General features: G+C 58.8%; 28 protein-coding genes, 1 tRNA gene and 2 pseudogenes. 15 read left to right on the forward strand and 16 right to left on the reverse strand.

The window, feature by feature from the left end:
* Positions 1–16 precede the first annotated feature (16 nt).
* Positions 17–373, forward strand: coding sequence for a DUF2784 domain-containing protein (locus RHM69_RS12900; protein ID WP_014719513.1), 357 nt, complete (start codon positions 17–19; stop codon positions 371–373).
* On the opposite strand, the gene RHM69_RS12905 is transcribed toward RHM69_RS12900, so the two are convergent.
* The gene (locus RHM69_RS12905; RefSeq protein ID WP_200600968.1) at positions 360–1,328 is read right to left on the reverse strand and encodes an NAD-dependent epimerase/dehydratase family protein; all 969 of its coding nucleotides are present in this window, start codon (positions 1,326–1,328) and stop codon (positions 360–362) included. The two genes, RHM69_RS12900 and RHM69_RS12905, sit on opposite strands and share 14 nt — an antisense overlap.
* Positions 1,329–1,422: 94 nt before the next feature.
* Between RHM69_RS12905 and RHM69_RS12910 the strand changes: the two genes are divergently transcribed.
* The 6 genes from RHM69_RS12910 to RHM69_RS12935 all read left to right on the forward strand — a co-directional run bounded on the left by RHM69_RS12910 (position 1,423) and on the right by RHM69_RS12935 (position 5,510).
* Positions 1,423–2,307, forward strand: coding sequence for a LysR family transcriptional regulator (locus tag RHM69_RS12910; protein ID WP_014719515.1), 885 nt, complete (start codon positions 1,423–1,425; stop codon positions 2,305–2,307).
* Positions 2,308–2,360: 53 nt separating this feature from the next.
* Entirely contained in the window at positions 2,361–2,939 is a 579-nt protein-coding gene (locus tag RHM69_RS12915; RefSeq protein WP_003193347.1) for a DUF4337 domain-containing protein, read from the forward strand.
* A 178-nt stretch (positions 2,940–3,117) separates the two neighbouring features.
* The gene (locus RHM69_RS12920) at positions 3,118–3,453 is read left to right on the forward strand and encodes a hypothetical protein (RefSeq protein ID WP_003193349.1); all 336 of its coding nucleotides are present in this window, start codon (positions 3,118–3,120) and stop codon (positions 3,451–3,453) included.
* Between the two features lie 69 nt (positions 3,454–3,522).
* Positions 3,523–4,563: a DMT family transporter gene (locus RHM69_RS12925; RefSeq protein WP_166405747.1), complete on the forward strand. Its 1,041-nt coding sequence runs from the start codon at positions 3,523–3,525 to the stop codon at positions 4,561–4,563.
* A gap of 129 nt (positions 4,564–4,692) precedes the next feature.
* Complete coding sequence (locus tag RHM69_RS12930) at positions 4,693–5,145, forward strand: thiol-disulfide oxidoreductase DCC family protein (RefSeq protein WP_020302615.1); 453 nt, start codon at positions 4,693–4,695, stop codon at positions 5,143–5,145.
* Positions 5,142–5,510 carry a DoxX-like family protein gene (locus RHM69_RS12935; protein WP_020302614.1) on the forward strand — a complete coding sequence of 123 codons (369 nt, stop codon included), beginning with the start codon at positions 5,142–5,144 and terminating at the stop codon, positions 5,508–5,510. Before RHM69_RS12930 ends, RHM69_RS12935 begins: the two co-directional genes overlap by 4 nt.
* Positions 5,511–5,561: 51 nt before the next feature.
* Here RHM69_RS12935 and RHM69_RS12940 read toward each other — a convergent pair whose 3' ends face one another.
* The 3 genes from RHM69_RS12940 to RHM69_RS12950 all read right to left on the reverse strand — a co-directional run bounded on the left by RHM69_RS12940 (position 5,562) and on the right by RHM69_RS12950 (position 7,687).
* Positions 5,562–6,059 carry a DUF2269 family protein gene (locus tag RHM69_RS12940; protein ID WP_200600973.1) on the reverse strand — a complete coding sequence of 166 codons (498 nt, stop codon included), beginning with the start codon at positions 6,057–6,059 and terminating at the stop codon, positions 5,562–5,564.
* A 2-nt stretch (positions 6,060–6,061) separates the two neighbouring features.
* Positions 6,062–7,189: a saccharopine dehydrogenase NADP-binding domain-containing protein gene (locus RHM69_RS12945; RefSeq protein WP_102666445.1), complete on the reverse strand. Its 1,128-nt coding sequence runs from the start codon at positions 7,187–7,189 to the stop codon at positions 6,062–6,064.
* A gap of 198 nt (positions 7,190–7,387) precedes the next feature.
* On the reverse strand, positions 7,388–7,687 hold the full coding sequence (locus tag RHM69_RS12950) for a hypothetical protein (protein ID WP_003193360.1): 300 nt from the start codon (positions 7,685–7,687) through the stop codon (positions 7,388–7,390).
* 545 nt (positions 7,688–8,232) lie between these two features.
* On the opposite strand from RHM69_RS12950, the gene RHM69_RS12955 reads away from it, so the two are divergent.
* The 4 genes and pseudogenes from RHM69_RS12955 (at position 8,233) to RHM69_RS12970 (ending at position 9,795) form a co-directional block, all read left to right on the forward strand.
* On the forward strand, positions 8,233–8,778 hold the full coding sequence (locus tag RHM69_RS12955; protein WP_020302611.1) for a hypothetical protein: 546 nt from the start codon (positions 8,233–8,235) through the stop codon (positions 8,776–8,778).
* Positions 8,779–8,791: 13 nt separating this feature from the next.
* Positions 8,792–8,967, forward strand: a pseudogene (locus RHM69_RS12960) (phage baseplate assembly protein V); the annotation flags it as partial.
* Positions 8,968–9,013: 46 nt separating this feature from the next.
* A pseudogene (locus RHM69_RS12965) lies at positions 9,014–9,138 on the forward strand (baseplate assembly protein); the annotation flags it as partial.
* 378 nt (positions 9,139–9,516) lie between these two features.
* A complete protein-coding gene (locus tag RHM69_RS12970; protein WP_020302610.1) occupies positions 9,517–9,795 on the forward strand; it encodes a hypothetical protein in 279 nt (92 codons plus the stop codon).
* 292 nt (positions 9,796–10,087) lie between these two features.
* On the opposite strand, the gene RHM69_RS12975 is transcribed toward RHM69_RS12970, so the two are convergent.
* Positions 10,088–10,177, reverse strand: a tRNA-Ser gene (locus RHM69_RS12975).
* Positions 10,178–10,498: 321 nt separating this feature from the next.
* On the opposite strand from RHM69_RS12975, the gene RHM69_RS12980 reads away from it, so the two are divergent.
* The 3 genes from RHM69_RS12980 to RHM69_RS12990 all read left to right on the forward strand — a co-directional run bounded on the left by RHM69_RS12980 (position 10,499) and on the right by RHM69_RS12990 (position 13,245).
* Positions 10,499–11,191, forward strand: coding sequence for a crotonase/enoyl-CoA hydratase family protein (locus tag RHM69_RS12980; RefSeq protein ID WP_014719521.1), 693 nt, complete (start codon positions 10,499–10,501; stop codon positions 11,189–11,191).
* A gap of 212 nt (positions 11,192–11,403) precedes the next feature.
* Positions 11,404–12,126: a 1-acylglycerol-3-phosphate O-acyltransferase gene (locus RHM69_RS12985; protein ID WP_020302609.1), complete on the forward strand. Its 723-nt coding sequence runs from the start codon at positions 11,404–11,406 to the stop codon at positions 12,124–12,126.
* Positions 12,127–12,273: 147 nt separating this feature from the next.
* Positions 12,274–13,245 (forward strand): magnesium and cobalt transport protein CorA, encoded by a 972-nt coding sequence (locus tag RHM69_RS12990; RefSeq protein ID WP_003193449.1) that lies wholly within the window; start codon positions 12,274–12,276, stop codon positions 13,243–13,245.
* On the opposite strand, the gene RHM69_RS12995 is transcribed toward RHM69_RS12990, so the two are convergent.
* The 3 genes from RHM69_RS12995 to RHM69_RS13005 form a co-directional block, all read right to left on the reverse strand.
* Positions 13,242–13,967 carry an amidotransferase gene (locus RHM69_RS12995; RefSeq protein ID WP_014719523.1) on the reverse strand — a complete coding sequence of 242 codons (726 nt, stop codon included), beginning with the start codon at positions 13,965–13,967 and terminating at the stop codon, positions 13,242–13,244. The genes RHM69_RS12990 and RHM69_RS12995 overlap by 4 nt on opposite strands.
* 94 nt (positions 13,968–14,061) lie before the next feature.
* Positions 14,062–16,209 (reverse strand): 3-hydroxyacyl-CoA dehydrogenase NAD-binding domain-containing protein, encoded by a 2,148-nt coding sequence (locus tag RHM69_RS13000; protein WP_014719524.1) that lies wholly within the window; start codon positions 16,207–16,209, stop codon positions 14,062–14,064.
* A 16-nt stretch (positions 16,210–16,225) separates the two neighbouring features.
* On the reverse strand, positions 16,226–17,431 hold the full coding sequence (locus RHM69_RS13005) for an acetyl-CoA C-acetyltransferase (protein WP_014719525.1): 1,206 nt from the start codon (positions 17,429–17,431) through the stop codon (positions 16,226–16,228).
* Positions 17,432–18,081: 650 nt separating this feature from the next.
* On the opposite strand from RHM69_RS13005, the gene RHM69_RS13010 reads away from it, so the two are divergent.
* Positions 18,082–18,888 carry a c-type cytochrome gene (locus RHM69_RS13010; RefSeq protein ID WP_060767411.1) on the forward strand — a complete coding sequence of 269 codons (807 nt, stop codon included), beginning with the start codon at positions 18,082–18,084 and terminating at the stop codon, positions 18,886–18,888.
* Positions 18,889–19,033: 145 nt separating this feature from the next.
* On the opposite strand, the gene RHM69_RS13015 is transcribed toward RHM69_RS13010, so the two are convergent.
* The 8 genes from RHM69_RS13015 to RHM69_RS13050 all read right to left on the reverse strand — a co-directional run bounded on the left by RHM69_RS13015 (position 19,034) and on the right by RHM69_RS13050 (position 25,055).
* Positions 19,034–19,816, reverse strand: coding sequence for a transglutaminase family protein (locus RHM69_RS13015; RefSeq protein ID WP_032901589.1), 783 nt, complete (start codon positions 19,814–19,816; stop codon positions 19,034–19,036).
* A complete protein-coding gene (locus tag RHM69_RS13020) occupies positions 19,813–20,763 on the reverse strand; it encodes an alpha-E domain-containing protein (RefSeq protein WP_200600975.1) in 951 nt (316 codons plus the stop codon). Before RHM69_RS13020 ends, RHM69_RS13015 begins: the two co-directional genes overlap by 4 nt.
* A 4-nt stretch (positions 20,764–20,767) precedes the next feature.
* A complete protein-coding gene (locus RHM69_RS13025; protein ID WP_019820591.1) occupies positions 20,768–22,177 on the reverse strand; it encodes a circularly permuted type 2 ATP-grasp protein in 1,410 nt (469 codons plus the stop codon).
* 427 nt (positions 22,178–22,604) lie between these two features.
* A complete protein-coding gene (locus tag RHM69_RS13030) occupies positions 22,605–22,946 on the reverse strand; it encodes a ribonuclease E inhibitor RraB (protein WP_003193463.1) in 342 nt (113 codons plus the stop codon).
* 213 nt (positions 22,947–23,159) lie between these two features.
* Positions 23,160–23,396: a hypothetical protein gene (locus RHM69_RS13035; protein WP_014719530.1), complete on the reverse strand. Its 237-nt coding sequence runs from the start codon at positions 23,394–23,396 to the stop codon at positions 23,160–23,162.
* 103 nt (positions 23,397–23,499) lie between these two features.
* The gene (locus tag RHM69_RS13040) at positions 23,500–24,105 is read right to left on the reverse strand and encodes an START domain-containing protein (protein WP_014719531.1); all 606 of its coding nucleotides are present in this window, start codon (positions 24,103–24,105) and stop codon (positions 23,500–23,502) included.
* Positions 24,106–24,146: 41 nt separating this feature from the next.
* Positions 24,147–24,401, reverse strand: coding sequence for a YkgJ family cysteine cluster protein (locus RHM69_RS13045; protein ID WP_014719532.1), 255 nt, complete (start codon positions 24,399–24,401; stop codon positions 24,147–24,149).
* Between the two features lie 162 nt (positions 24,402–24,563).
* A complete protein-coding gene (locus tag RHM69_RS13050; RefSeq protein ID WP_014719533.1) occupies positions 24,564–25,055 on the reverse strand; it encodes a hypothetical protein in 492 nt (163 codons plus the stop codon).
* Between the last annotated feature and the right edge of the window lie 49 nt (positions 25,056–25,104).

Below are 25,104 nucleotides of genomic sequence, written 5' to 3' on the forward strand. Positions count from 1 at the left end.
CACATCGAGCTCAAACATGCTCTACCGCCTAGCCGCCGACGGCCTTGTGCTGTTCCACCTGGCCTTTATCCTGTTCGTGCTGTTCGGCGGCCTGCTCACCCTGAAGTGGCCCCGGGTAATGTGGCTGCACCTGCCCGCCGTTGCCTGGGGCATCGCGGTAGAGGTGCTGCACCTGCCCTGCCCCCTTACACGTTGGGAAAACCTGTTTCGCCACTTGGCCGGGCAGGATGGTTATGGCGGTGGGTTTATCGAGCATTACATTCTGACGATGATCTACCCAGCCGGGCTGACTGCGAATACTCAATTAGTGCTGGGGGCCGTGGTGGTGGTGGTCAACCTCGCCGTGTATGCACGCCTGATCAAACGCAAGTAGGCAGGCAACCCAGGCCAACCAGGGTGGCCTCCACCGCCTGTTCCAGCGGTGTGTGGGGCTCATGGCCGAGCGTCGCGAGCAGGCGCTGGTTATCCAGGCGCAACGGTGTTTGCCACAGGTAGCGCATCTCCTGCATCTCACGCACGGTGACGACAAAAGGCGCCGCCCAGTTCAACAACCACCAGGGAAACGCGCCGACCCTGGGTTGCTGGCCCGTCCTGCGCAGCACCACACGCTGGATCGTCTTAGCCATCTGCGTACCGTCCGCATCCATGTACCCAGCCATATGAAAGCAGGCGAAGGCGCCAAGACTGGCACGACGCTCAATCAACTCAAGCATTGTACGCGCTACGTCCGGCAGATAAGCCCATTGATGGGCCACGCCGTAATCGCCTGGGTAGCGGATGGTGTGCACCGGTTTGCCGGGTTTGACCAAGCCTTGGGCAAACCAGTTATTGGCCACCCTGGCGCCGAAAAAATCCCCAGCGCGCACAATCACCACCCGGGCGCCCTGAGTGGAAGCGGCTCGCAAGCGCTGCTCCATCTGCACACGGATCGCGCCCTTGCGAGTCAGCGGGTGCTGGGGTGAGTCTTCGTGCAGCACAGGGAATGCATCCGGCCCGAAGTTGTAGACCGTGCCGGGCAGCACGACTGTCGCGCCTTCGCAGATGGCCGCCGCAATGGAGTTGTCGATCATCGGCAACACCCACTCGGCCCATTTGCGATAACCCGGCGGATTGACGCCGTGCACGATTACCGCGCAGCCCCGGGCGGCCGCGATCACGTCGTCGCGATTCAGGGCATCGCCTTTTAGCCACGTAAAAACAGGATTTTGGCTGCGAGCCTTGATCAGATCCCGAGTCAACGCCCGCACCTCCCAGCCCGCCGCGCTCAACTGCCGCGCCACTTCGCCACCAATGCCACCGGTTGCACCCAAAATCAGAACCTTGCTCATCACCCTCTCCCACTGTTGGTTGATGAGGGTATGTTGGATGCGGAACAGCTATAGAGGAATTGCCCAAGAGTATCGAGCCGCTATACATTTATGTATGGCTACGAATATCGGTTGGGAGCTTTACCGGTCATTTCTCGGTGTACTCAAGGAAGGATCGCTGTCGGGGGCCGCACGGCAGCTCGGCATCACCCAACCCACGGTAGGGCGGCACATCGCCGCGCTGGAAACGGCGCTGGGCGTCGTGTTGTTCACCCGCTCGCCCTCAGGCTTATTACCCACTACGGTCGCCCACACACTGCGGGCGCATGCAGAAACCATGGCGCGTACCGCCGCCGCCCTTGAACGCGCCGCCTCGTCCCAAGGCGATGAGGTGCGCGGCGTGGTACGAGTATCGGCCAGTGAAGTGGTGGGTGTGGAGGTACTGCCGCCGATCATCACGCAATTGCGCCGGGAACACCCGCACCTGAAGGTGGAACTGGTGCTGACCAACCGCTTGAGCGACCTGCTGCAGCTGGAAGCCGACATTGCCGTGCGCATGGTGCGCCCCAGCCAGGAGCAGCTGCTGGCGCGGCGTATCGGCCTGATCGAAGTCGGCCTGCATGCCCGTGACGATTACCTGCAGCAACACGGCATCCCCCAACACATGCACGACCTGGCCGGCCACTCCGTCATCGGCTTTGATCAAGCCACTGCATTTATCCGCAGCCTGGCAATCAAGGGTTTTGAGCGCAACGCCTTCGCCATCAGTAGCGACAGCGACCTGGCGCAACTGGCAATGATCCGCGCCGGTGCCGGCATCGGTGGGTGCCAGGTACAACTGGCCCAGCGCGACCCACGTCTGCGCCGAGTGCTGCCTGACGGCTTCGCGTTTAAAATGGACACTTGGGTCAGCATGCACGAAGACCTGCGCAACAGCCCACGCTGCCGGGTGACATTCGATGCACTGGTGGCAGGTTTGCAGCGTTACGTACAGGCTTGAGACAGCTGCGCTGGTGAACAATCAGCGCACCTCAATCCGTTCGCGGTCGCCCCATGTCCGAAGCCTTCGAAGTTCCCAGCCCCCACGAAAAACACCTTGAACACACCACCGAGCATGCTCACGGCCGCGGCGATAGCTTTGCCAGTCGTATCGCCGTGATGACCGCGATCATGGCGACCGTCGGTGCCATGCTCAGCTATCAGGCCGGCTCCAGCGAAAGTGAAGCTGCGATGGACAAGAACAACGCCGCCATCATCAAGACCGAAGCCGCTAACCAGTGGAACTACTACCAGGCCAAATCCAGCCGCCAGAACCTGGCAGAACTGGCCAGCCATATTCCCGGCGTGGATGCGGCGCATTACCAGGCGGAGATCGAGCGCTACAAGCGCCAGAAGGAAGAAGTGCGTAAACAGGCCGAAACGCTTGAGGCCACTTCACGGGACTGGGACCACAAATCCGAGGAAGCGCTGCACCAGCACCATCGCTGGGCCCAGGCGATGACGGCGATTCAGATCGCGATTTCATTGGCGGCGATTACCCTGCTCACGCGCAAGGAATGGCTCAAACGCATGTCGTACACCGCCGGCGGGGTGGCGGTGATGTTGGGTGGCCTGGCGTGGCTGCATCTCTGACACGCCGAAGAATAAATGTGGGCGCTGTCGAGCCCCAACCAGGCTGCAATGGGATCACCGCGCAGTACCCGCCAGACTGCGACCCAGCCTCGCTGATTGATTTCAATCTGCCAACTGAGCGCTTAGAGTGTCGCCCCCCCGAGAATTGAATCTCGAGATTGAACCTATGGAGTTATGAGTGAAATACGTCAGTAAAGTCGTTGCAGCAGCCGTACTTGGTTTCACCCTGGCAGGTTGCACCGGCACCGCCATGAAAACCCAGCAATACGACGCCAGCCAATACACCGTCCTCGGCCACAGCGAAGCCAGCGCCACCGGCATCATGCTGCTGGGCGTCATCCCCATCGGCCAGAACAACCGCTTCGTACGCGCCCAGGATGCAGCCATCAAGGCCAAGGGCGGCGACGCGTTGATCAACACACAAGTGCAGGAAAAGTGGTTCTGGGCTTGGGTATTGAACGGCTACACCACCAAAATCTCCGGTGATGTGATCAAGCTGAAAACCGCGCAATAAAGTACGAAATTGCCAGGGCGCTGACCCCGGCAAGCGACGTATCATGGGCCTGACTTTCGAGGATGGCCCATGAACCTCAGCATCATTTACGCCCTCGCGGCCGCCGCCCTGTTCGGCGCCAGCACCCCGCTCGCCAAAAGTCTTGGCCTGGGCCTCTCGCCCATCCTGCTCGCCGGCCTGCTCTACCTCGGCAGCGGCATCGGCCTTGCCGGTGTGCGCTTGATCCGTGATCGCGGCTGGAAACCTACCGGGCTAACTCCATCGGAATGGCCCTGGCTACTTGGCGCCATCGCCTTCGGCGGCCTCCTCGGCCCCGTTGCACTGATGTTCGGCCTGACCCGCACCACCAGCGCCAGCGCCTCCCTGATGCTCAACCTTGAATCGGTACTGACCGCCGTGATCGCCTGGGTCGTGTTCCGCGAAAACGCCGACCGACGCATCGTCCTCGGCATGCTTGCCATTGTGCTGGGCGGCGTGGTGTTGTCGTGGTCCGGTGCTGACAGCAGCCACCAGGACTGGACCGGACCGCTCGCCGTCGCGCTGGCGTGTTTGTGCTGGGGCATTGATAACAACCTGACGCGCAAGGTGTCGGCGTCTGACGCGCTCTTTATCGCTGGCGCCAAGGGTTTGATTGCGGGGTTGGTGAATTGCAGCCTGGGGCTTTACCTGGGGGCGCAGATTCCGGGCGTGGCGCAATTGGCGCCGATCCTGGTGGTGGGGTTCCTCGGCTATGGCATCAGCCTGGTGATGTTCGTGCTGGCGCTACGCGGGCTGGGCAGTGCGCGCACCGGGGCTTATTTCTCCACCGCACCTTTCCTCGGTGCCGCAGTGGCGTTGCTGGCATTTGGCGAGTCGGTGACCGTGGCGTTCTGGATTGCTTCGGCGCTGATGGCCGTAGGCGTGTGGCTGCACCTGACGGAGCGGCATGCCCATGAACATGTGCATGAAGCCACGGAACATGGGCATCGGCATGTGCATGATGAACATCACCAGCATGAGCATGGGTTTGAGTGGGATCCGGCGCAGCCGCACAGTCATGTGCATGTTCACAAGGTGATGACCCACAGCCACGCGCATTTTCCGGATGTGCATCATCGGCATAGGCATTGATGATCGTTTGGTACGAAAAGACTTCGGTATTCTCCAATCCTGAAGCCCAGTGGGAGTGGCTCCAAACATTACAGTGCAGGCGAAGGCAGGTATGATCCAGGCCAACCCGGCCCGACTGGACCTACACACATGCCTGCCTCCGACACCCGCCCTACGCCCGCGCCATTCCTCAAGCCCGGTGAAACCGTGGTGTTGTTCGACGGGGTGTGCAAGCTGTGTAACGGTTGGGCAAGGTTTCTGATCCGCCACGACCACCAACGGCGCTTGCGATTAGCCGCCGTGCAGTCACCCGAGGGTCAGGCGCTGCTGGCGTGGGCGGGGTTGCCGCTGGAGCAGTTCGACACCCTCGCAGTGATCCGCGATCGGCACTGTTGGGAGCGTTCGGAGGCGGTGTTGGAAATCATTGCGCAACTGCCTGCCCGCTGGCACCCAATGCTGCTCCTGCGCGGCATCCCGCGCTTTCTTCGGGATTGGGCTTACGACCGCATCGCGCGCAATCGCTATCGGCTGTTCGGGAAATACGATACCTGTCTGTTGCCGAACGCGGATCATGAACAGCGCTTTTTAAAGGATCAGCCATGAATTCCCTGGTGCGCATCAACTGGATCGCCCGGGGCGGCCTGGCTTTCATGTTTGCCTACCATGGGCTGGTGCCAAAGCTGCTGTGGCTAAGCCAGGGTGAGCGGGCAATGATCCAGGCGCACGGGATCGAGCAGGTGCAGTTGTTCGCCACGCTGGCGGGGGTTGGGGAAATTGCCCTGGCGATATGGATACTGCTTTCGCCACGCAGTATCTGGCCGCTTGTAGTGGCTGCGACTGCGCTGGCGGGGCTGCTGGTGGATGTGGCGGTGTTCAGCCCGTCGATGCTCAGGGAAGCGTTTAATCCTGTGTCGCTGAATGTGGCGGGTTTGGCGTTGTGTGCGGTGGCTTGGAATACCAAGCCCTGAACGGCATTTATTTCAGCCCGAGTGCCTCAAGTGCAACGACCAGCGCTGATGTCAGCCACACAGCAACAGCCCAATCAACTGCCATGGCGTCATCTTCGTGACCATGATCAGCACGATCACAAACATCCCAGAGAAACCCAAAACACCCATCCAGAACCATTGCCTATAGACGCCGCGGTATCCATCACCAAGCGCGCTGCACGTCTCAACCGCACTGAGCGCCATCTGCTGCAAACGCTTCTGCAGCACCAGCACCGGCAGCCAAAGAGCCCCCACACACAGGAAGATGATCAGCGAAGTCAGCACCCATTCGGTGGTCAACCCAAGTCGGGCAAGCTTGACCAACACAAAGCCGGTAATGATCTGAATGACGCCCGCCGGCGTAGTGATCCAGGTATCGAACTGCACCACCATCCGCGCCACATGGGCAATCACTTGCGGGTTGGCCGTACGGCTCGCGGCGATCAGATACAGATACGAGCCCATGCCGAAGCCAAACAGGAAAATCGCCGCGATGATGTGGATGTATTTCAGGCTCAGATAGAGCATGGTCAGCCCTGCCCGTCAGAGAAATGCACGGCCAGGCTGAGGTTCGCCGGGTCGTTGATAGCGGCCATGTATTCGTCGACGGTGATTTCGCCAACGCACGGCCGCGCACCGGGTTCAGGCACATAGCCTTGGGCGACTTTAAGGGCCAGAGCAACGGCGGCGCAGCTGGGGATTTCCGGGCCTTTGTCATTCAGCGCCGTCAGTTGCACCGCCAGGGACAGCGGTTGCCCTTCTGCACCGAGGCCTTTCACGTCGATGTACATCGCGCTTTTGCCATCGCCAAAGCGCTCGAACCAAGTACCCAGCCGATGCAGCCGCGCAGCCCAGGCAAGATGGTCACGCACCACGCCCCACCGCAGCGCCTGGGCCAGCAGACAGTTGGCGACACCGCCAAGCTTGAGCCCCGCACCAGCCTTGAAGCTCAGGGTGTGGGCACCATAGCGGCCAGCAAAGATGTCCATGTCGGGCACATCCACATTGGCCAACACCCGCGTGCCAAGCTCAGGCATCTTGCGCAGCGTCAGGTCCTGCCAGCCCAGCACTTCATGCACCTGGCCATGCCTGAGCTGCTTGATGGGTTTGCCCGCGTAAGCCAGCACACCTTCGACGGTGGACAGGCCCGGCATCTTGGCCGAGGAGGAAATACCGTGCTCGATCGAGTCGATACGGGTGAAGCGATAGCGATACTGATCGATGATGGCGGACGACAGCGTCGGCACGGAGCTGCACCCGCTAAGAATCGCCACGCCTGCCTGCCGTGCTTGTGCATCCAGCACGCTCACGCCGTTGACGAAGGTGCGGCAGTCGGACAAGTCGCAGTAGTTCACGCCAGCGTCGATGCAACTCTGGGCGACAGCATAGGACTGCCCCTGGAACGGGCCGCCGGTGTGGATCACCCACGTGATGTTCATCGACCGCAAAACGGAGGCGAACCCGGCGCCCATGGCATCGCCGCACCAGCCTTCGCAAGCGGTGTTCGACTGGCTTTTCAGCTCATCCACCTTGTGCTGCAGCTTATGTGGGTCGCGACCCGAGATCACCAGTTCAATGCCCGGCGCCAACACCAGATGCCGGCAAACGATGCTGCCGAAATTGCCGTAGCCACCGACTACCAACACCCTGAGTGTCATTCCATTCTTCCCTAAACAAACGATCATGCGCTGCGCCTGAGGCAGGCTGGCGGCTGAGGCGGCAAAGATACCCGATTTGCTTAACAGCTTGGGCCAGATCAACAGAGAGAGTGAGAAGAAGGACTACGGTTTTACAGAGCCCTGATCACCAGCCCGCCCCACAAGCCGTCTCAGACCACCTGCAACGGTTTACCGCGATCAATTGACTCCAGGCCAGCTCTCTACATATTCAATAGTGAAGTCCGGATAGGAATCGACAATCTGGATCTTGTAATCAGGATAGCTATCAACGGTTTGCCATTTCCCGACAGAATCCGGCCAGGAATCCACCTTCTTTACTTTGAGGTCGGGGAATTGATTCACCACCTTCACCTTGTAGTCGGGATAGCTGTCCACAAACTGAATCTTGCCGTAAATCTTCGACACATCGACCGTCGTACCCGCGTGAGCGCAAAAAGTGCAGGTCAACAGCAAGGAAGCGAGGGCAACTTTGAACATGAGTGCTGCATCCTGAAAAATTGAGGCGTCCAGTCTATCCGTAACCGCGCAGGCCGTGCCGAAAAACGCCTATCCCTTAAACTCACCCGCCCCATTGCCGACGGCGTCAACATACGCCACACACAACAACTCGGCGATTTGGCTTTTGACTGCTTTGGTCGATTCTGGGCGCGGGTTTCACCTTTGCTGTTTCCGGACTTTCGATAGCAACCCTGAGCCGGAAATAACATGAGGGTTCCCCTCGGCGAAGTTAGCGATAAAACACAACGCTGTGCGGGCCATAAAGTAAATAAATTCGTCCCCTTTTCCCGCTGGAGCAACTCCAGCCAGCCGCCCGCAATCAACTCGCCCGCTCTATCGGCCAGGAATTGCGACGTAGCCATCAAAGACCGTGCTCAGCGCAGTGCACCAGAGATTCGTTACGAGCAACCTGAACTATTAGGGCTCATAGACATAGACCTTGATATAATTCGCGACGCCTTACTGACAAAACCAACTCAATGAACTCTTTTTGATCGAGAACTAAAATGCAAGGAAAGCAAAACATGGCAAAGCCAAACTACAAAATGATCGTAGGCTTGTGGGTGGCTGCTTTCATACTAGCGTTTGTATCACCTATCACAGCTGGCATATTCGGCAAGCCAGAAATAGCCATATCAACATTGATCCTAGGTGTCTTTTTGGCTCTCATCATGATACTTGACCTCAAGCAGGACAGAGTGATCAAAGGGTTATTCATTATAATGTTTGGCGTGTTATTTCAAACTTTATACTTGAAAATAATTTACATCTTTGTTCCTTCCAATACCATTCCGCAGCATTACAAAGATTACTTGGATATCTACTCGCAAGTATTATTATTTGCTTGCTCAGGAGCAGGCGGAAGTATCATTGCAGCTCACGCAGACAAAAGCTCTCTCGATAATGACTCAGCAGCCTCCAGCGAAAAACACACCTGCCATGACGTAGAAATCAAAAAACTAACCACCACAATTGAAAAACTCCATAAAAAACTTAATTCTATTATCACTGCGATCGCCTCATTAGGCATGATTATTATAATTCTGGCAGTCGCTATTTTTATCCGATAGTTCGCGACGCTTCGGCGGCATCAACCTAGAAGGCGACATCACCCACAAAGGTGACTACATCCAAACCAGGAGTCAGACGTAACCGGCCAAGTCCAGGTATCTAGTGATGTGATCGCAGCCGGCGTCAGTTTGGTCAAACACCCGCACACCGGCGTCAAGGCCGGCGGCGACCAGTCTGGGGTGCCGATCCATCATGAATCGACATACCGGCGGTGCTATCAGCGAGCGCTAGCACATCAGTCAGGCGATCACCGACATTCTGACCACACGCATTGGCACGCGTGGAATGCACCGCGAATATGACAGCCTGGTGCCAGAGCTGGTGGATCACCCTTCAACGACGTCAACCGTCTGCGCGTACGAATAGATATGCCGTGCGCATGATCTAAGAACAGTAGGTTTTCCAAGCTCAAAAATTACAAACCCCCAGGTTTCTTTCGAAACCTGGGGGGGGGGTTGTTTGCTTTGAACGAGGAGGAAGAAAATCAAAAAAATCTGTCCCCCTCTCCTTGCATTTTCCCGTCTGTAGGCTTGACTGTGGAAGCAGGCGGACAATATACCCATGCAATACATTATATTTTACTTGGCGCCAGCATTGAGCGCCTCCAGTATCACTTGGATATGGCTTAATCAGCGAGTTAACCTAACTACGGTTTTTTTGTAGCAGTGGCAAGTCTGCAGCTTTATTCCAAATAGGGAGCCAACTCATGGAATTCAAAATCCAAAAGGAATGTAAATATGACTATCACAATCACAAACGGCGCAAGCAGAGTTGTAAAAGTTGCAGTAAGTTCATGGAAGACTGATAGCAACCCCAGTGAGGACTACTTCTCAATAGAGCAAGGCAATAGCGACACGTGGTCGCGTAGCGATTCAAGAGGCTATTTAATGCTCGTCCAAGACCTCGCACAGACGAGCGAGTACTACGTCTCCTCCAGCAGCAAAATCGTTATCGAGGATGACCGTGTCAAAGATCATGGCCAAACTATTAGACCACTAACATCGATAAATCAGTGATAGGTGTCGGTAATACGCATGTGGAGGTCACTCAAAACAGGGGACAGCACCTGTACCGCCACCAAATCCTGTCGCAGATTTTTCCTGGTTGCTCATTGGGTCGAAATCAATAGAGATCAGCTCAACGAGCTGCGCACAGACGCCAGGGTGGATTGCTAATACGAAAAAGCGCCCCGTCGAGAGCCACCTGGCGGCGAGGCTGCCTTTCAAAAATCCGAATGGGGAACAAAGGGAGGGAGAAAATCATCAGGCACAAAAAAGCCCCGAAAAACGGGGCTTTTTCATAACAATGTGGCGGTGAAGGAGAGATTCGAACTCTCGATACAATTTCTTGTATACACACTTTCCAGGCGTGCTCCTTAAGCCACTCGGACACTTCACCGTATCTCGTCAAACCAGTTCAGTCTGTCGAGGCGCGCTAATGTAGTCGAAAGCCTTTCTGATGGCAAAGGTTTTTTTCAGAATTTTCATGCGGTTAGACCGTTATGCCATTCACCGCGCGGCAAGGGGTGATGATTGTGCCATTCTCAGGCAGCGGCGGCACGCGTCTGGAGCGCTTGCTGCGCCCTGCTGCGGGGTGTCTACCCTTGAGGATGGGGCAAAAGCCTGACTGGGTAGTCAGTCACGGCGCTTTACCCGCGCGGGCGTGGTGAGTAACGTCTGCGCATCTACCTCTATAACAAGCCCTACAAGGAACCGCGTCATGAGTGAGTTGATTGCCTACCACTTCGAAGACGGTATCGCGACCCTGACCCTGAGCAACGGCAAGGTGAATGCCATTTCTCCGGCGGTGGTCAGTGAGTTTAATGCGGCGCTGGATCAGGCCGAGAAGGATCGGGCGGTGGTGATCATCACGGGCACGCCGGGGATTTTGTCGGGTGGTTATGATTTGAAGGTGATGACCGCCGGCCCTAAAGAGGCAATCAGCCTGGTGACCTCGGGTTCGACCCTGGCGCGGCGGATGTTGGCGCATCCGTTCCCGGTGATCGTGGCCTGCCCTGGCCATGCGGTGGCCAAAGGCGCGTTCCTGTTGTTGTCGGCCGATTATCGGATTGGCGTCGAAGGCCCGTTCAGCATTGGTCTGAATGAAGTGGCGATTGGCATGACCATGCACCACGCCGGTATCGAGCTGGCGCGGGATCGCCTGCGTAAGTCGGCGTTTCAGCGTTCGGTGATCAATGCCGAGATGTTTGATCCGCAAGGCGCCCTGCACGCAGGTTTCCTCGACAAGGTGGTGGCACCCGAAGAACTGCACGCCGCCGCACTGGAAGCGGCGCGGCAGCTGAAGAAGATCAATATGAACGCGCACAAGCACACCAAGTTGAAAGTGCGCCGTGCACTGCTCGAAGCCCTGGACGATGCAATCATCCAGGATCAGGGCCATAGCCTGAGCTAAGCCCTACCCCTGCTGTGCCTGAGCCCGACCTTGAGTCGGGCTTTTTCTTACCTATAAGTGTGAAACGTCCGTAGCCGCTCTAGCTAGCCGTTATCGGCCAATGTGGAAACATGCGCTTAAACATCGGCTATCTCCTACGTCTGTAGGGGCAATTGCCGAATACAGTGCACATCCGTACACTGCGCCACCTTTTGTCCCGATGGGCCGTGTCGATGCTTTTTCTGTTGCGTATGTTGTTGATGAGCCTGCACTTTCTGATCGCTGGCGTGCTGGGTGTGTTGGTCGGTGTGTGCCGGCCGTTCAATCCGGACAACAGCCGTCTCTGCGCTCGCCTCTATGCGTTGCCGGCCATGCGGATCCTGGGCTTGAACGTGAAGGCCGACGTCGACTCGCTGCGCAACAAGCCCGGTACCTGCGTGGTAATCGCTAACCATCAGTCCAACTACGATCTGTTTGTGCTCGGCAATGTAGTGCCGCACCGCACGGTCTGCATCGCCAAGAAAAGCCTGAAATGGGTACCGCTGTTCGGCCAGCTGTTCTGGCTGGCGGGCAATGTGCTGATTGACCGTGGCAATGCACACAAGGCGCGACGTGCGATGCTGACCACCACGCATACCTTGCAGCATGAGGACACGTCGATCTGGGTGTTCCCGGAGGGCACGCGCAACCTGGGCAAAGGGTTGTTGCCGTTCAAGAAAGGTGCGTTCCATATGGCGATTGCGGCCGGTGTACCTATCGTGCAGGTGTGCGTCAGCAATTACGTGACGCAGATGAAGCTCAATCGTTGGGACAGTGGCAGTGTGCTGATACGCTCGTTGCCGCCGATTCCTACCTGTGGCTTGACGGTGGATGACATCCCTCAGTTGCTGCTGACGTGTCAGACGCAGATGAATGAGTGCATTGCACAGATGGACCGCGAACTGCAACGCGCGTAGGCGCCCGCTTAGGGTGACGCGGAGCGTCACGGGCGGCATTCCCACGCAGAGCGTGGGAACGATCAGTGATATCAGCCAGCAACAACGGAACGCCATTCAGGCTAAGCTGCCCAACATCTGTCCTCTTGATAAGAAGTGATCAGCACCATGGGTAGAGTTGTTGCGGCTGCCGTCTATAGCGCCGGTAAGAAAGTCTCGGATATCACTCTCGATGAAGGCGCGGCCTGGGCCGCCAAACCTGGGCACTTTGTGTGGATCGGCCTGGAAGAACCCAGCGCCCAGGAACTGAACAACCTGCAACGCCAGTTCAACCTGCACGAGCTGGCGATTGAAGACGCGATGGAAAAACACAGCCGCCCAAAGCTGGAAACCTTCGGCGACGCGCTGTTTATCGTCACCTACTCACCGGTGCGCGAGAACGGCAAGCTGGAGTTTATCGAAACCCATATTTTTGCCGGCAACGGCTACATCATCACCGCCCGCAACGGTCACTCGGCATCCTACGGTTTTGTGCGCCAGCGTTGTGAGGCGCGCCCGTTGTTGCTGGAGCATGGGGAAGATTTCGTACTCTATGCGTTGCTGGATTTTGTCACTGAAAACTACCAGCCGGTGAGCGAGGCGATCCACGCCGAGATTGATGAGTTGGAGCGTAACGTGCTGTGCAGTTCGCTCAACGAGCGCGATATCCAGCACCTCCACGGCCTGCGCCGCGATGTGTTACGGCTCAAGCGGCACGTGGCGCCAATGGTGGAGATCAGCCAGGAGTTGCAGAAGCTGAGCTTCCCGTTTATCGACAAGAACATGCGCCCGTATTTCCGTGATGTGCAAATCCACGTGACGCGGCAAATGGAAGACCTCACCACCCTGCGCGACATTGCCAGCCAGACCATCGAGATCGGTGTGTTGCTGGAGGCGTCGCGCCAGAGTGTGGTGCAGCGCAAGTTCGCCGCGTGGGCGGCGATCCTGGCGTTCCCCACGGCGGTGGCGGGGATTTACGGGATGAACTTCCAGAACATGCCCGAGCTGCAATGGCACTACGGCTATTTTGCGGTGCTCGGTTTTATTACCTTGGGCTGTACCGGTTTATGGGCCAGCTTCAAGCGTTCGGGCTGGCTTTAAGCCTTGGCTTCAGGCTGGTGCGCCACAAAGCGCATCATCCACTCCGCCACGGTCACGCCGTGGTGGTCGCGCTCCAGGCTGGCCACGCCGTTGCTGTAGACCTTTTCACCCAGGGTTGTCTGAAGTATTTCCAGCAACTCACGGGAATAGTCGTGAACAAACTCCGGATGGCCCTGGAAGCACAGCACTTGGTCGCCAATGTGATAAGCGGCAAACGGGCAGAATTCGCTCGAGGCGATCACGGTGGCGTTTTCTGGCAAGGTGGTGACTTGGTCCTGGTGGCTGATCAATAGCGTCAGCTCCGGCACCTCGGGGCTCATCCATGGCGTCTTGGCATCCAGCTTGTAAGCGTGGGTGCCCATGCCCCAGCCCTGGCTGGCACGTTCGGCCTTGCCGCCCAAGAGCAGCGCGAGCAACTGATGGCCGAAGCACACGCCCAGCAGCTTGTCGCCGCGCTCATAACGCGTGAGCAGGTAGGTCTTGAGCGTCTGGATCCAAGGGTCGGTACCGAAGGAATCGGCCTTGCTGCCGGTGATCAGGTACGCGTCAAACACTTCGTCATCCGGTGGGTACTCGCCCTGCACCACGTTGTAGACCACAAACTCGGCGGCAATCGGTTGCTTGGCGAACAGGCGCTTGAACATCTGCCCATAGCCTTGGTACTCATCGATCAAAGCGGGGCGCAGAATATCGGTTTCCAGGATGCAGACGCGTAGCGACATAAAAAATACCTGACACGGCGATGGGAATATTGCACACCCCAGAGCCTGCCTTGAAATACACCTTCAAAGCAAGCTCTCCCCTCCTACATTTTGATTACCGGAACACTTCACCCTGCGCGGCTTTCTCCAACAACAACGCCGGCGGCGAGAAGCGCTCCCCATACTGCTCTGCCAGGTAGCGGGCGCGGGCGATGAAGTCGTTCAGCCCGTACTGGTTGATAAACTGCAACGCGCCGCCACTCCACGCGGCAAAGCCGATGCCGAAGATTGAACCAACGTTGGCATCCGCCGTGGACATCAACACGCCCTCCTCCACACAGCGCACGGTTTCGATGGCTTGGATAAACAACAAGCGGTCGCGCACGTCCTGGGGTGAGATTTGCTCGTCGGGCTGTTCAAACCGGGTTTTCAGCTCAGGCCACAGGTGCTTCTGGCCTCCAGCGGGATAGTCGTAAAAACCACCGCCGGCCGCCTTGCCCGTGCGCTTGTATTCGTTCACCAACAGATCAATCACCGCCGTCGCCGGATGGTTCGGCATGGCCTTGCCTTCGGCCTGCAGGTCCTTGGCCGTTTGCTGTCGGATATGGCTCATCAGGCTGAGGGACACTTCATCGGACACCGCCAACGGCCCCACCGGCATGCCGGCCTTGCGCGCTTCGGTCTCGATCATCGGCGCGGCCACGCCTTCGCCGAGCATGGCGATGCCTTCGTTGGTAAAGGTGCCGAATACCCGCGAGGTGAAAAAGCCGCGACTGTCGTTGACCACAATCGGGGTTTTCTTGATTTGCAGTACGAAGTCAAACCCTCGGGCCAGGGTTTCGTCGCTGGTGCGCGCCCCCTTGATGATTTCCACCAGGGGCATCTTGTCCACGGGGCTGAAGAAGTGCAGGCCGATGAACTTGGCTTGATCGGGCACCGCCGTGGCCAAGCCGCTGATGGGCAAGGTGGAGGTGTTGGAGGCGATCACCGCGTCGGCCCCCACCACACTTTGCGCCGCGGCCGAGACCTTGGCCTTGAGTGCGCGGTCTTCGAATACGGCCTCGATGATCAGGTCGCAGCCGGCCAGGCCGGCGTCATCCTGAGTAGGATGAATGCGCGCCAGGGTGGTTTCGCGCTGTTCGGCGGTCAATTGCCCACGGCTGACTTTCTTGTCCAGCAATGCGGCCGAATGGGCTTTGCCTTTTTCAGCGGCGGCCAGGGTGATGTCTTTGAGCACCACCTCGATACCCGCACAGGCACTGACATAGGCGATGCCCGCGCCCATCATCCCGGCGCCGAGCACACCGACTTTGCGCGTTACATAAGGCGCGAAGCCCTGCGGGCGCGAGCTGCCGGCGTTGATTTGGTTGAGCTGGAACCAGAAGGTGCCGATCATGTTTTTTGCCACTTGCCCGGTCACCAGTTCGGTGAAGTAGCGGGTTTCGATCAGGTGCGCGGTGTCGAAGTCCACCTGGGCGCCCTCGACCGCCGCACAGAGGATTTTCTCCGGCGCAGGGAAGCAGCCTTGGGTCTTGCTACGCAAAATCGATGGGGCAATGGCGAGCATTTGCGCGACTTTAGGGTGGGACGGCGTGCCGCCGGGAATCGCGTAGCCCTTGTTGTCCCAGGGTTGCCTGACGTCGGGATTAGCCAGAACCCAGGCACGGGCCTGTGCCAGCAATGCCTCGCGATCTGCCGCCAACTCATCAATCAGGCCCGCTTGCAGGGCCTGGGCGGGCCGCACCTTTTTGCCTTCGAGCAAATACGGCAAGGCTTTTTCCAGGCCGAGCATGCGCACCATGCGCACCACGCCGCCGCCCCCTGGCAACAGGCCAAGGGTGACTTCCGGCAAGCCCAGTTGCACGGACTTGTCGTCCAGCGCGACCCGGTGATGGCAGGCCAGGCAAATTTCCCAACCGCCGCCCAGGGCCGCGCCATTGATCGCGGCCACCACCGGTTTGCCGAGGGTTTCCAGGCGGCGTAATTGCGCTTTCAATACCAAGACACTGTCGTAGAACGCCTTGGCGTGGGCTTTATCGACCTTGATCAGCTCATTGAGGTCGCCCCCGGCAAAAAAGGTCTTCTTGGCCGAGGTGATCACCACCCCGGCGATCTCGTCCTTTTCAGCTTCCAGGCGCGTGAGGGTGGCCGCCATGGCTTCACGGTAGGCGGCGTTCATGGTGTTGGCGCTCTGGCCGGGCATGTCGAGGGTCAGCACCACGATCTGGTCCTGGCCTTTTTCGTAACGAATGGCATCGGTCATGACAAATTCCTTAGGCTCAGAGACGTTCGATGATGGTGGCGATACCCATGCCACCGCCGACGCATAAAGTGGCCAGGCCGTAGCGTTGCTGGCGCGCCTCCAGCTCGTCGAGCAAGGTGCCGAGAATCGCGCAGCCGGTGGCGCCCAAGGGGTGGCCCATGGCGATGGAGCCGCCGTTGACATTGACCCGTGCGGCGTCGATGCCCATGTCCTTGATGAACTTGAGCACGACCGAAGCGAAGGCTTCGTTGACTTCGAACAGGTCGATGTCCTCGACCCGCAGGCCAGCCTTGGCCAGCGCCTTGCGAGTGGCCGGCGCGGGGCCGGTGAGCATGATGGTCGGGTCGGTACTGGTCACCGCCGTGGCGACAATACGAGCCCGCGGTTGCAGGCCCAGTTCACGGCCTTTGGCCTCGGAACCGATCAGCATCAACGCGGCGCCATCCACAATGCCGGAACTGTTGCCCGGCGTGTGCACATGGTGGATGCGCTCCACGTGGCTGTAGACCCGCAACGCGGTGGCGTCGAAACCCATCTGGCCCATCATTTCGAAGCTCGGCTTGAGCTTGCCCAAGCCCTCGAGGGTTGAGTCGCCGCGGATAAATTCGTCATGGTCCAGCAGCACGATGCCGTTCTGGTCGTGCACCGCGATTAGCGACTTATTGAAGGAACCGTCTGCCCGCGCCCTGGCTGCTTTCTGCTGGGACTGTAGGGCAAAGGCGTCGACATCCTGGCGCGTGAAGCCTTCCAGGGTGGCAATCAGGTCGGCGCCAATGCCTTGGGGCGTGAAGTGGCTGTGCATATTGGTTTGCGGGTCGAGTACCCAGGCGCCGCCATCGCTGCCCATGGGCACGCGGGACATGGACTCGACGCCGCCAACAACCACCAGGTCTTCGAAGCCGGAACGCACCTTCATCGCCCCCAGGTTCACCGCTTCCAGGCCCGACGCGCAGAAGCGATTGACCTGCACACCGGCCACACTGACATCCCAGTCGGCCACCAGCGCGGCGGTCTTGGCAATATCGGCGCCCTGGTCGCCAACGGGCGTGACGCAGCCCAGGACGATGTCATCCACTTGGCGGGTGTCGAGGTCGCTGCGCTGCGCCAGCGCCGTGAGCAAGCCAGCCACCAGGTTTACCGGCTTGACGCTGTGCAGGGCACCGTCGGCCTTGCCCTTACCCCGGGGCGTGCGTATCGCATCAAAAATCAAAGCTTGGGTCATGACATCCTCGAACCGCTGTGGGTGTGTGCTCCTACCTTAGGCCCGATTGACACGGTTTCAATGACGGATGCGCTCATTGCTTTTGACCCCCTCGCTCGGACGAACGGTAGGTTCCTACGGGAAATGCCTGATTAATCGTTTTAGCTGTCTAGCCCTAGGGCTGGCGCCAAGATGGCAATAAGCCTCATGCCGTTTTTAGCGCAAATACTTCTTAGCTGATATGAAATGAGTCTAAGCCAGAAAGAACGGGCGCTCTAAGGTTGAATCTGTAAGACGCTGTTGCCGGGTTTTGCTGGAACAGTTGTAAGAAAAGTGCAACGTCACCTCGCGATACTGAAATAAACCAGCACGCATTTGACGCTCAGGAATAACAACAAAAGAAAAGGCAGTCAGCCATGTTCAAACAATCGAAAGTACGTCAGGCGGGACTTATTCTGTTCGCCACCACCTTGATTCTGATCTTGCCCAATTTAACCAAGGTTATTGGGTGACACTCCCCGCTTGCGTGCACACACCGCACCAGGCCTGCAGTTTTTGGCAGCACCTGCCAGGACATTGCGCTTAGCGCTCCTGTTTTGCAGGGGCTGTCTTTTTACCTGCCGTTTTCCGTTATCGTGTGCGCCCTCACTCTCTCGCAACGGGCCTGTGCCTTGAAACCGATCCTCGCCCTTTTTGCCCTGCTGCTGAGCCTGCCCGCGGCGGCGGCACAGTTGACCATCGAGTTGGACCACAGCCAAAAGACCTGGCAGACCGCCGAGTTGCTCAAGCACCCCGACGCTCAGACGGTGCAGATCGTCGATGATGTGTCCTACAAGCGCACTATGACCTATCGTGCGGTGCCCCTGGCGGTGCTCTTACCGGGCCTTAAATCTGCGAACCACCTGCAAGCCGTTGCCCTTGATGGTTTTGCCGCCGAACTTGCCGCCGCGCCGTTACTGGAAAAAAACGGCGCCCGCGCCTGGCTGGCCGTGGAAGACCCGGCCCATCCATGGCCACCGCTGGCACAGGGCAAGCCCAGCGCCGGGCCGTTCTATCTGGTCTGGACCAACCCTCAAGCCGGGCATATCAGCCCCGAACAGTGGCCGTTCCAGGTATCGAAATTCAAGCAGTTGCAGACGGTTGGCGAGCGTTTCCCGGCGTTATTGCCCGACCCGAAGCTGGCGGCGAACGACCCGATCAACCAGGGCTTTGCGTTGTTCCAGAAGAACTGCCTGGCGTGCCATCGCCTCAATGGCGGCGGTGATGCCCAGATGGGGCCGGACCTGAATGTGCCCTACAACCCCACCGAGTATTTCAGCGGGGATTTCCTCAAGCGTTACATCCGCGACCCGCAAAGCCTGAGGCAGTGGCCACAGGCGAAGATGCCGGCGTTTACAGCGAGTGTATTGCCAGACAATGAGTTGGACTTGCTGGTGGGCTATCTGCGGCATATGGCGGGCCGCAAACAGCAACCTTGAGCCTGCGCTGTATCGATCGTTCCCACGCTCCGCGTGGGAACGCCTCTTGTGATGCTCTGCGTCACGCTTTGGGACGCGGAGCGTCCTCGGCTGCATTCCCACGCAGAGCGTGGGAACGATCAAGCAACGCAGAGCGCGGGGGCGATCATTGCTGAGGCGCCACGAATACCTTGGCATGCATCTGCTCATGCCCACCGCCACGGCGCATGCCCCGGACCGGGCAGGCGTCGAGGTAGTCCAGGCCCACGGCCAGCTTCAAGTGCCGCTCCGGCCGCGCCAGTTGGTTGGTCACGTCAAAGCTGTACCAGGCGTCATCCAGCCAGGCTTCGGCCCAGGCATGGCTGGCCAGGTGCGTGCTGTCTTCGGTATACAGATACCCCGACACATACCGCGCAGGGATCCCCAGGCTGCGTGCGCAGGCCAGGAACGCATGGGTGTGGTCCTGGCACACCCCTGCTGCACCTGCAAAGGCCTGGGCGGCGCAGGTATCGACGTCGGTCGCACCGGGGGTGTAGACCATGGTGTGGTTAAGCGCGTGCATCAAGTCGATAAGCGCCGTGCGGTCGCGACGCTGATGGCAGTGTTGCCCGGCAAACCCGCGCAGGGCGTCGTCGGGCTCGGTGAGGCGCGTGGAGCGCAGGAACGGAAAGGCAGACTGACTTTCGTGTTCGGCCTCGCGCAATTCATCGATCTCCACCACGCCCCGGGCGCCGATGATGATGGCGTCGTGGGGTTCGTCCAGCGTGAGCACATGCAAGATATTGCCGAAGGGGTCCACCTGTGCCCGCACCGGGCGCGGCAGGTCGAGTTGCCAGCTCAGCACGTGTTGGCGCTCGCTGTCATGGGGCGTCAGGCGCAGGTACTGGATGCTGGCGCGCACCTGGTCTTCGTAGTGGTAGGTAGTGTCGTGGCTGATGGAGAGTCTCATGCCGCCTCCAGGTAGGAACTGTAGATGGCGTCGCCCAACTGGCGGACCAAGGGGATAAAGTCGGTCAGCCAGGCATGCAGGCCTTCCTCGAGGATTTCGTCGATGGCCGTAAAGCGCAGGCGCGCATCCATCTCGGCGGCCAGGCGCTGGGCCGGGCGGCCGTTGATGCCGGGCAGGCTGGCGAGGATCTGGTCGATCTCTTCGCTGCACGCGCGCAGCGAACGCGGCACATCCGCGCGTAACAGCAGCAGCTCGGCCACTTGTCGAGCCCCCGGGGCATCGCGATAAATCTCGGTGTACGCCTCGAATGACGACAGTGCGCGCAGCAACGCACTCCATTGGTAATACGCGTGAGCCGTGCCATCGCTGACCACCGCCGCCTGTTCGCCGGCCATTTCGTAGCGGGCATCGAGCAAGCGCAGGGTGTTATCGGCGCGCTCGATAAAGGTGCCCAGGCGAATAAAGCGGAAGGCATCGTTGCGCATGATAGTGCCGTAAGTGGCGCCCCGAAACAGATGGGAGCGCTCCTTGACCCACTCACAAAACCGGCTCATGCCGTAATGGCTCAGGCCCTGCTGGGCGATATCGCGTATGTCCAGCCAAGTGGCATTGATGTTTTCCCACATGTCGGCGGTGATTCGCCCACGTACAGCGTGAGCGCTGGCCCGCGCCGCACCCAGACAGCTGTAGATGCTCGCCGGGTTGGCCGCGTCCAGGGCAAAAAAGTGCAGCAAGCGTTCAGCGTGCAAGGGGCCATGGCGCTCGTGGTAATCGTCCAGGGTGCTGGTGATCAACAGCGGCATGGCCAACTCGTGCAGGCCATCGCCGCGCCCGTCCTGGGGCATCAGCGACAGCGAATAGCTGACATCGAGCATGCGCGCGAGGTTTTCGGCACGCTCCAGATAGCGCGACATCCAGTACAAATCCGAGGCAGTTCTACTCAACATGGCATCAGCCCTCGACCACCCAGGTGTCTTTGGTTCCGCCGCCCTGGGACGAGTTGACCACCAGCGAGCCTTCGCGCAGCGCCACGCGGGTCAGGCCACCCGGTACCACGCGGGTCTCCTTGCCGGACAACACGAAAGGGCGCAGGTCTATGTGGCGCGGGGCGATGCCGTTCTCGACAAAAGTCGGGCAGGTAGACAAGCACAGGGTCGGCTGCGCGATATAAGCGTGTGGCTTGGCCTTGATACGTGCCCGGAACGCTTCGATTTCTGCCGTGGTAGACGCCGGTCCAACCAACATGCCGTAACCACCGGAACCCTGGGTTTCCTTGACCACCAGCTCGGGCAGGTTGGCCAGTACGTGGGACAATTCGTCAGGCTTACGGCATTGGAAGGTCGGAACGTTCTGCAGGATCGGCTCTTCGTCGAGGTAGAAGCGAATCATCTCGGTGACGAACGGATACACAGATTTGTCGTCCGCAACCCCGGTGCCAATGGCGTTGGCCAGCACCACATTGCCGCAACGGTAGGCGGCGAGCAGGCCGGGCACACCGAGCATGGAGTCCGGGTTGAAGGCCAGCGGGTCAAGGAACGCATCATCAAGGCGACGGTAGATCACATCGACAGCCTTGGGCCCGTCGGTGGTGCGCATGAACACACGGTCATCGCGCACGAACAAATCCGCACCTTCTACCAATTCCACACCCATTTCCCGAGCCAGGAAGGCATGTTCGAAGAACGCGCTATTGAAACGCCCGGGCGTCAGTACCACCACACTGGGGTTATCCAGGGGGCTGGCGCTTTTGAGGGTGTCGAGCAGCAGGTTGGGGTAATGGTCGATGGGCGCGATGCGCTGGGCCGCGAACAGCTCGGGGAACAGACGCATCATCATTTTGCGGTCTTCAAGCATGTAGCTGACACCGCTGGGCGTGCGCAGGTTGTCCTCGAGCACGTAGTACGTGCCGTCGCCATCGCGTACGAGGTCGACCCCGGAGATGTGCGAATAGATATCGCGGTGCAAATCCAGGCCCTGCATTGCCAACTGGTATTGCTCGTTGGCCAGTACCTGTTCGGCGGGGATGATGCCGGCCTTGATGATGCGTTGATCGTGGTACAGGTCGGCGAGGAACAGGTTCAGCGCCTTGACCCGCTGGATGCAGCCGCGCTCGACAATCCGCCATTCACTCGCTGGAATGCTGCGGGGGATGGTGTCGAAGGGGATCAGGCGCTCGGTGCCTTGTTCGTCCCCGTAGAGGGTGAAGGTGATACCGGCGCGGTGGAACAGCAAATCGGCTTCACGCCGGCGCTGGGCCAGCAGTTCGGCAGGGGTGTCGGCCAGCCAACGGGCGAACTCGCGATAATGGGGGCGAACCTGCCCTGCCCCATCGTACATTTCATCGTAATAAGTGCGGATCATGCCGTACTCCTTGTCACCCGGACGCAAGAACCTTCGCAAGGCCCGTGCCAGCGGCATAAACACTTAATAATCAACCAGTTGAATAATCCAAGCGCATTCCTCGCACCGTCCTGGTGCGCACAATGGCTTGGGTCACGTCGCGCGCCTCATTGCAATGCGGTCTTTGACTATCAACAGCATAGCCAGAGTTGATTTCACTGCCCGGCTGGCGCTGCGGATAATCACCTCCATCGGCTGAACAGGAGACGTCCTACAGCGAAACCTTTTGTGCAAGCGATATCGTGTTACTTGTGTACTGATCTACTCCCTTGAGCTTCCCTTTCCGCCACCCTATCCGGGTGGCTTTTTTTTGCACGTAAAACGCCGTCCAAACAAAATCGGCCGACCCAAAGGTCAGCCGATACGCTGTGGTGCTCATAAATACCAACTACATGGGTAACCCACGCACCTCCTGCTTGACGCCCCATCCTTCGATGATCCCTCCCAGGGGCTCGACCACTGCTTCAAAGTCTTGCTCGAAATCTCCTATGCCGTCGTAGGTTGCGAACATGATTTTGCTCAGTTCCAGGTACCAGGCGCCATCGTCGCGCGCGCTGACCTGAGCGTTGAGGGACTCCCCACGAAATCGACCCGCCGCCCTGCGCGCCCGTTCCTCATCCGGGAAAATGGCGTAGAACTCGATGGGGTGAAAACGCGAGAAATCAAAGCCGCCTTCTTTCATGCGGCGCAGTACGTTGGTGCTGATGTCTTCTTGATAGGCTGTGCTCATGAAACGTCCTCCTCAAACCGATGGATAGACTTTCCGTGCTTCCTGAAGCCCCGCGCCCTGCTGGCGTGGGCACCACGGCATAACAACGCCGCAGGAAAACAAGCATGTAGCTGACAAGACCAGACCTTAGCGATTCATTCGCTGATCTCGATTGCAGAGTAGCGCGAAGCTATCACCTCCACCAGAGGTGCTCGTGTGGCGTGTGAAAAATGTTTAGACGGAGGGAGAAATATCGAGAATCTGGATACTGTTCTGGTCTTTGAGAATCTTGACCGTAGGCTCGGGTTTCCGGCCTTCCAGGTCATTGAGATCGAGTTCGGCAGCAATCGGCACCAGCTTCGCACGAATCATATGCGCAGCGTCTTCGAGGCTGGGCTTTTGTTCGCAGGTGAACTGCTGCACGGACTTTTCACCGTGATCATCAACGAAGGTAATTTGCCACGTTTGCATCGGTGCCTCCTCGATAAAACCCATAGGTGGGCTTACAAGTATCTGGACCTTGGCGGCGCGCAAAACGTTCCGCTCAAGCCCGGAGGCACCGGATCAACTGCACTTATTTTTCAGCGTGTTCTTTCAAGGCTTTCAAGGTATTGAACGGCGCTTCCACCACGAACTTGTTGGCCAGCCACGAAGGTACGCTGCCGCCTGGCTCGGTGTGTACCTGGTAGGTGACTTCGGTCTGGTTATCGCCCTTTGGCACCAGTTTCCAGAAACCGTCCACCTGGGCAACCCGCACGTAGCCTTTTGCTTCTGGCTTGTAGGTCGGCACACCTTCCAGTTTGCGCGTGACGGTGCCGTCAGCGGCTTTGGTGGTGGTGACGTGGATGTACGAGTCGCGGTCCGTCACGGGGAACGGGGCCTTGAACTGGGTGTAGGTCCAGGCCTCGTCGCCTTTCTTGTCGACGAGTTGCTGGGATTTGCATTCATGGATCCATGCGCAAGCACCGACCACATCTTCCTGCAGCGCCTGGACCTTGGCCAAAGGCGCCTTGATCACCGTCACACCGCGATACGCCTTGTACTTGGAACCGGCAATCTCGCTCAGGGAGACCTTGATACCGTCTTCGTCCTTGGCGACTTGCCAATCCTCAGCCTGGGCAGTAGCCGCCAACAACAGCGTAAAACCGCACAGTACAGCCACTCGTTTCAGCGAACCCATCGTTGTATTCCTTATTGTTGAAGTTCCGATAGTAAAGCCCATCAAGCCGCCGTCATCTGTTCCCACCAACCGATCAGGCGAATGGCATCGGCCTGGTCATTGCCGCACACCTCAATATCGGGCTTGAAATCACTGCATACGGCTGGCCGCTGCGGTTGACCGAACAACTGGCACAGTTGTTCCACCGACAAGTGCACGCAGCGAACGCCAGCGGGCTTGCCATGGGGCATTCCCGGCAACGGTGAACTGATGGAGGGGGCAATGCAGCATGCGCCACAGCCTTCACGGCATTTCATGACCAGCAGGTCCTCGACGACTCAATAGGGATGGCCGGGCTAGAGTACGCCCTTAAACAGACGTTTTAAAATGGCCCAACAGGGGTTTTTCGCACAAAACAAAAGTGACCGACCAGTCTGCGACAGATGGTCGGCGACCTGGGTCACCTGTGGTGCGAAAGTTTATTGCTTGAATTCGAAATCCAGCGCAGCGCCTTCAACATCACGGCGCTCTTCGTTACGCAGTTGCAGCTTCATCTCATTGCTGAGCAAGCGGCCGTTGATCTGGAACGCGCTGTTGTCGGTGGGCTTTTCGCCAAACATTGGCGGCAGCAAGGGCACACTCTTGGGCTTGGGCATGGTACCGATGGGTTGCAAGTGCCTGACCATGTCCGAAGGCAGGGACAGGTCCAACTGTGCCGGTGGCAGTTTGGTCTGGGCGACTTCATGGGCCGACTTGGACTTGCTCGCCACGGGTGCACGCTTTTTGGTCGAGGCGGCTTTCTTTTGTGCGGCGGGGGCTTTTTTCGCAGGCGCTGGCTGCTTGGCTGAGGTCTTTTGCTCGGCACCGACAGCAGGCTTGCCTTCAGCCACCGGCGCTGCAGCCAGTACGCTCCCGGCATTGCACAGGCTCAGCAGACCAAGCATCAACGTAACGCGAAAAATAGAAGTCATATCGCCAACAGCATTAACGGCAGAAGGCCATATGCTCGCTTGTTGTGCG

Origin of the sequence: Pseudomonas sp. CCI1.1 (assembly GCF_034348165.1) — a bacterium.
GTDB lineage: Bacteria > Pseudomonadota > Gammaproteobacteria > Pseudomonadales > Pseudomonadaceae > Aquipseudomonas > Aquipseudomonas paracarnis.

Bases quoted from the DNA above. Each gene is read 5' to 3' on its own strand.
- RHM69_RS12945 (WP_102666445.1), bottom strand. From the start codon at position 7,189: ATGACACTCAGGGTGTTGGTAGTCGGTGGCTACGGCAATTTCGGCAGC.
- RHM69_RS13045 (WP_014719532.1), bottom strand. From the start codon at position 24,401: ATGAAATGCCGTGAAGGCTGTGGCGCATGCTGCATTGCCCCCTCCATC.
- RHM69_RS12930 (WP_020302615.1), top strand. From the start codon at position 4,693: ATGCCTGCCTCCGACACCCGCCCTACGCCCGCGCCATTCCTCAAGCCC.
- RHM69_RS12935 (WP_020302614.1), top strand. From the start codon at position 5,142: ATGAATTCCCTGGTGCGCATCAACTGGATCGCCCGGGGCGGCCTGGCT.
- RHM69_RS12955 (WP_020302611.1), top strand. From the start codon at position 8,233: ATGGCAAAGCCAAACTACAAAATGATCGTAGGCTTGTGGGTGGCTGCT.
- RHM69_RS13020 (WP_200600975.1), bottom strand. From the start codon at position 20,763: ATGTTGAGTAGAACTGCCTCGGATTTGTACTGGATGTCGCGCTATCTG.
- RHM69_RS12990 (WP_003193449.1), top strand. From the start codon at position 12,274: ATGGGTAGAGTTGTTGCGGCTGCCGTCTATAGCGCCGGTAAGAAAGTC.
- RHM69_RS12900 (WP_014719513.1), top strand. From the start codon at position 17: ATGCTCTACCGCCTAGCCGCCGACGGCCTTGTGCTGTTCCACCTGGCC.
- RHM69_RS13005 (WP_014719525.1), bottom strand. From the start codon at position 17,431: ATGACCCAAGCTTTGATTTTTGATGCGATACGCACGCCCCGGGGTAAG.
- RHM69_RS12970 (WP_020302610.1), top strand. From the start codon at position 9,517: ATGACTATCACAATCACAAACGGCGCAAGCAGAGTTGTAAAAGTTGCA.
- RHM69_RS12925 (WP_166405747.1), top strand. From the start codon at position 3,523: ATGAACCTCAGCATCATTTACGCCCTCGCGGCCGCCGCCCTGTTCGGC.
- RHM69_RS13040 (WP_014719531.1), bottom strand. From the start codon at position 24,105: ATGGGTTCGCTGAAACGAGTGGCTGTACTGTGCGGTTTTACGCTGTTG.
- RHM69_RS12915 (WP_003193347.1), top strand. From the start codon at position 2,361: ATGTCCGAAGCCTTCGAAGTTCCCAGCCCCCACGAAAAACACCTTGAA.
- RHM69_RS12910 (WP_014719515.1), top strand. From the start codon at position 1,423: ATGGCTACGAATATCGGTTGGGAGCTTTACCGGTCATTTCTCGGTGTA.
- RHM69_RS12950 (WP_003193360.1), bottom strand. From the start codon at position 7,687: ATGTTCAAAGTTGCCCTCGCTTCCTTGCTGTTGACCTGCACTTTTTGC.
- RHM69_RS12985 (WP_020302609.1), top strand. From the start codon at position 11,404: ATGCTTTTTCTGTTGCGTATGTTGTTGATGAGCCTGCACTTTCTGATC.
- RHM69_RS13025 (WP_019820591.1), bottom strand. From the start codon at position 22,177: ATGATCCGCACTTATTACGATGAAATGTACGATGGGGCAGGGCAGGTT.
- RHM69_RS13050 (WP_014719533.1), bottom strand. From the start codon at position 25,055: ATGACTTCTATTTTTCGCGTTACGTTGATGCTTGGTCTGCTGAGCCTG.
- RHM69_RS12980 (WP_014719521.1), top strand. From the start codon at position 10,499: ATGAGTGAGTTGATTGCCTACCACTTCGAAGACGGTATCGCGACCCTG.
- RHM69_RS13000 (WP_014719524.1), bottom strand. From the start codon at position 16,209: ATGACCGATGCCATTCGTTACGAAAAAGGCCAGGACCAGATCGTGGTG.
- RHM69_RS13015 (WP_032901589.1), bottom strand. From the start codon at position 19,816: ATGAGACTCTCCATCAGCCACGACACTACCTACCACTACGAAGACCAG.
- RHM69_RS12905 (WP_200600968.1), bottom strand. From the start codon at position 1,328: ATGAGCAAGGTTCTGATTTTGGGTGCAACCGGTGGCATTGGTGGCGAA.
- RHM69_RS13030 (WP_003193463.1), bottom strand. From the start codon at position 22,946: ATGAGCACAGCCTATCAAGAAGACATCAGCACCAACGTACTGCGCCGC.
- RHM69_RS12995 (WP_014719523.1), bottom strand. From the start codon at position 13,967: ATGTCGCTACGCGTCTGCATCCTGGAAACCGATATTCTGCGCCCCGCT.
- RHM69_RS13035 (WP_014719530.1), bottom strand. From the start codon at position 23,396: ATGCAAACGTGGCAAATTACCTTCGTTGATGATCACGGTGAAAAGTCC.
- RHM69_RS12940 (WP_200600973.1), bottom strand. From the start codon at position 6,059: ATGCTCTATCTGAGCCTGAAATACATCCACATCATCGCGGCGATTTTC.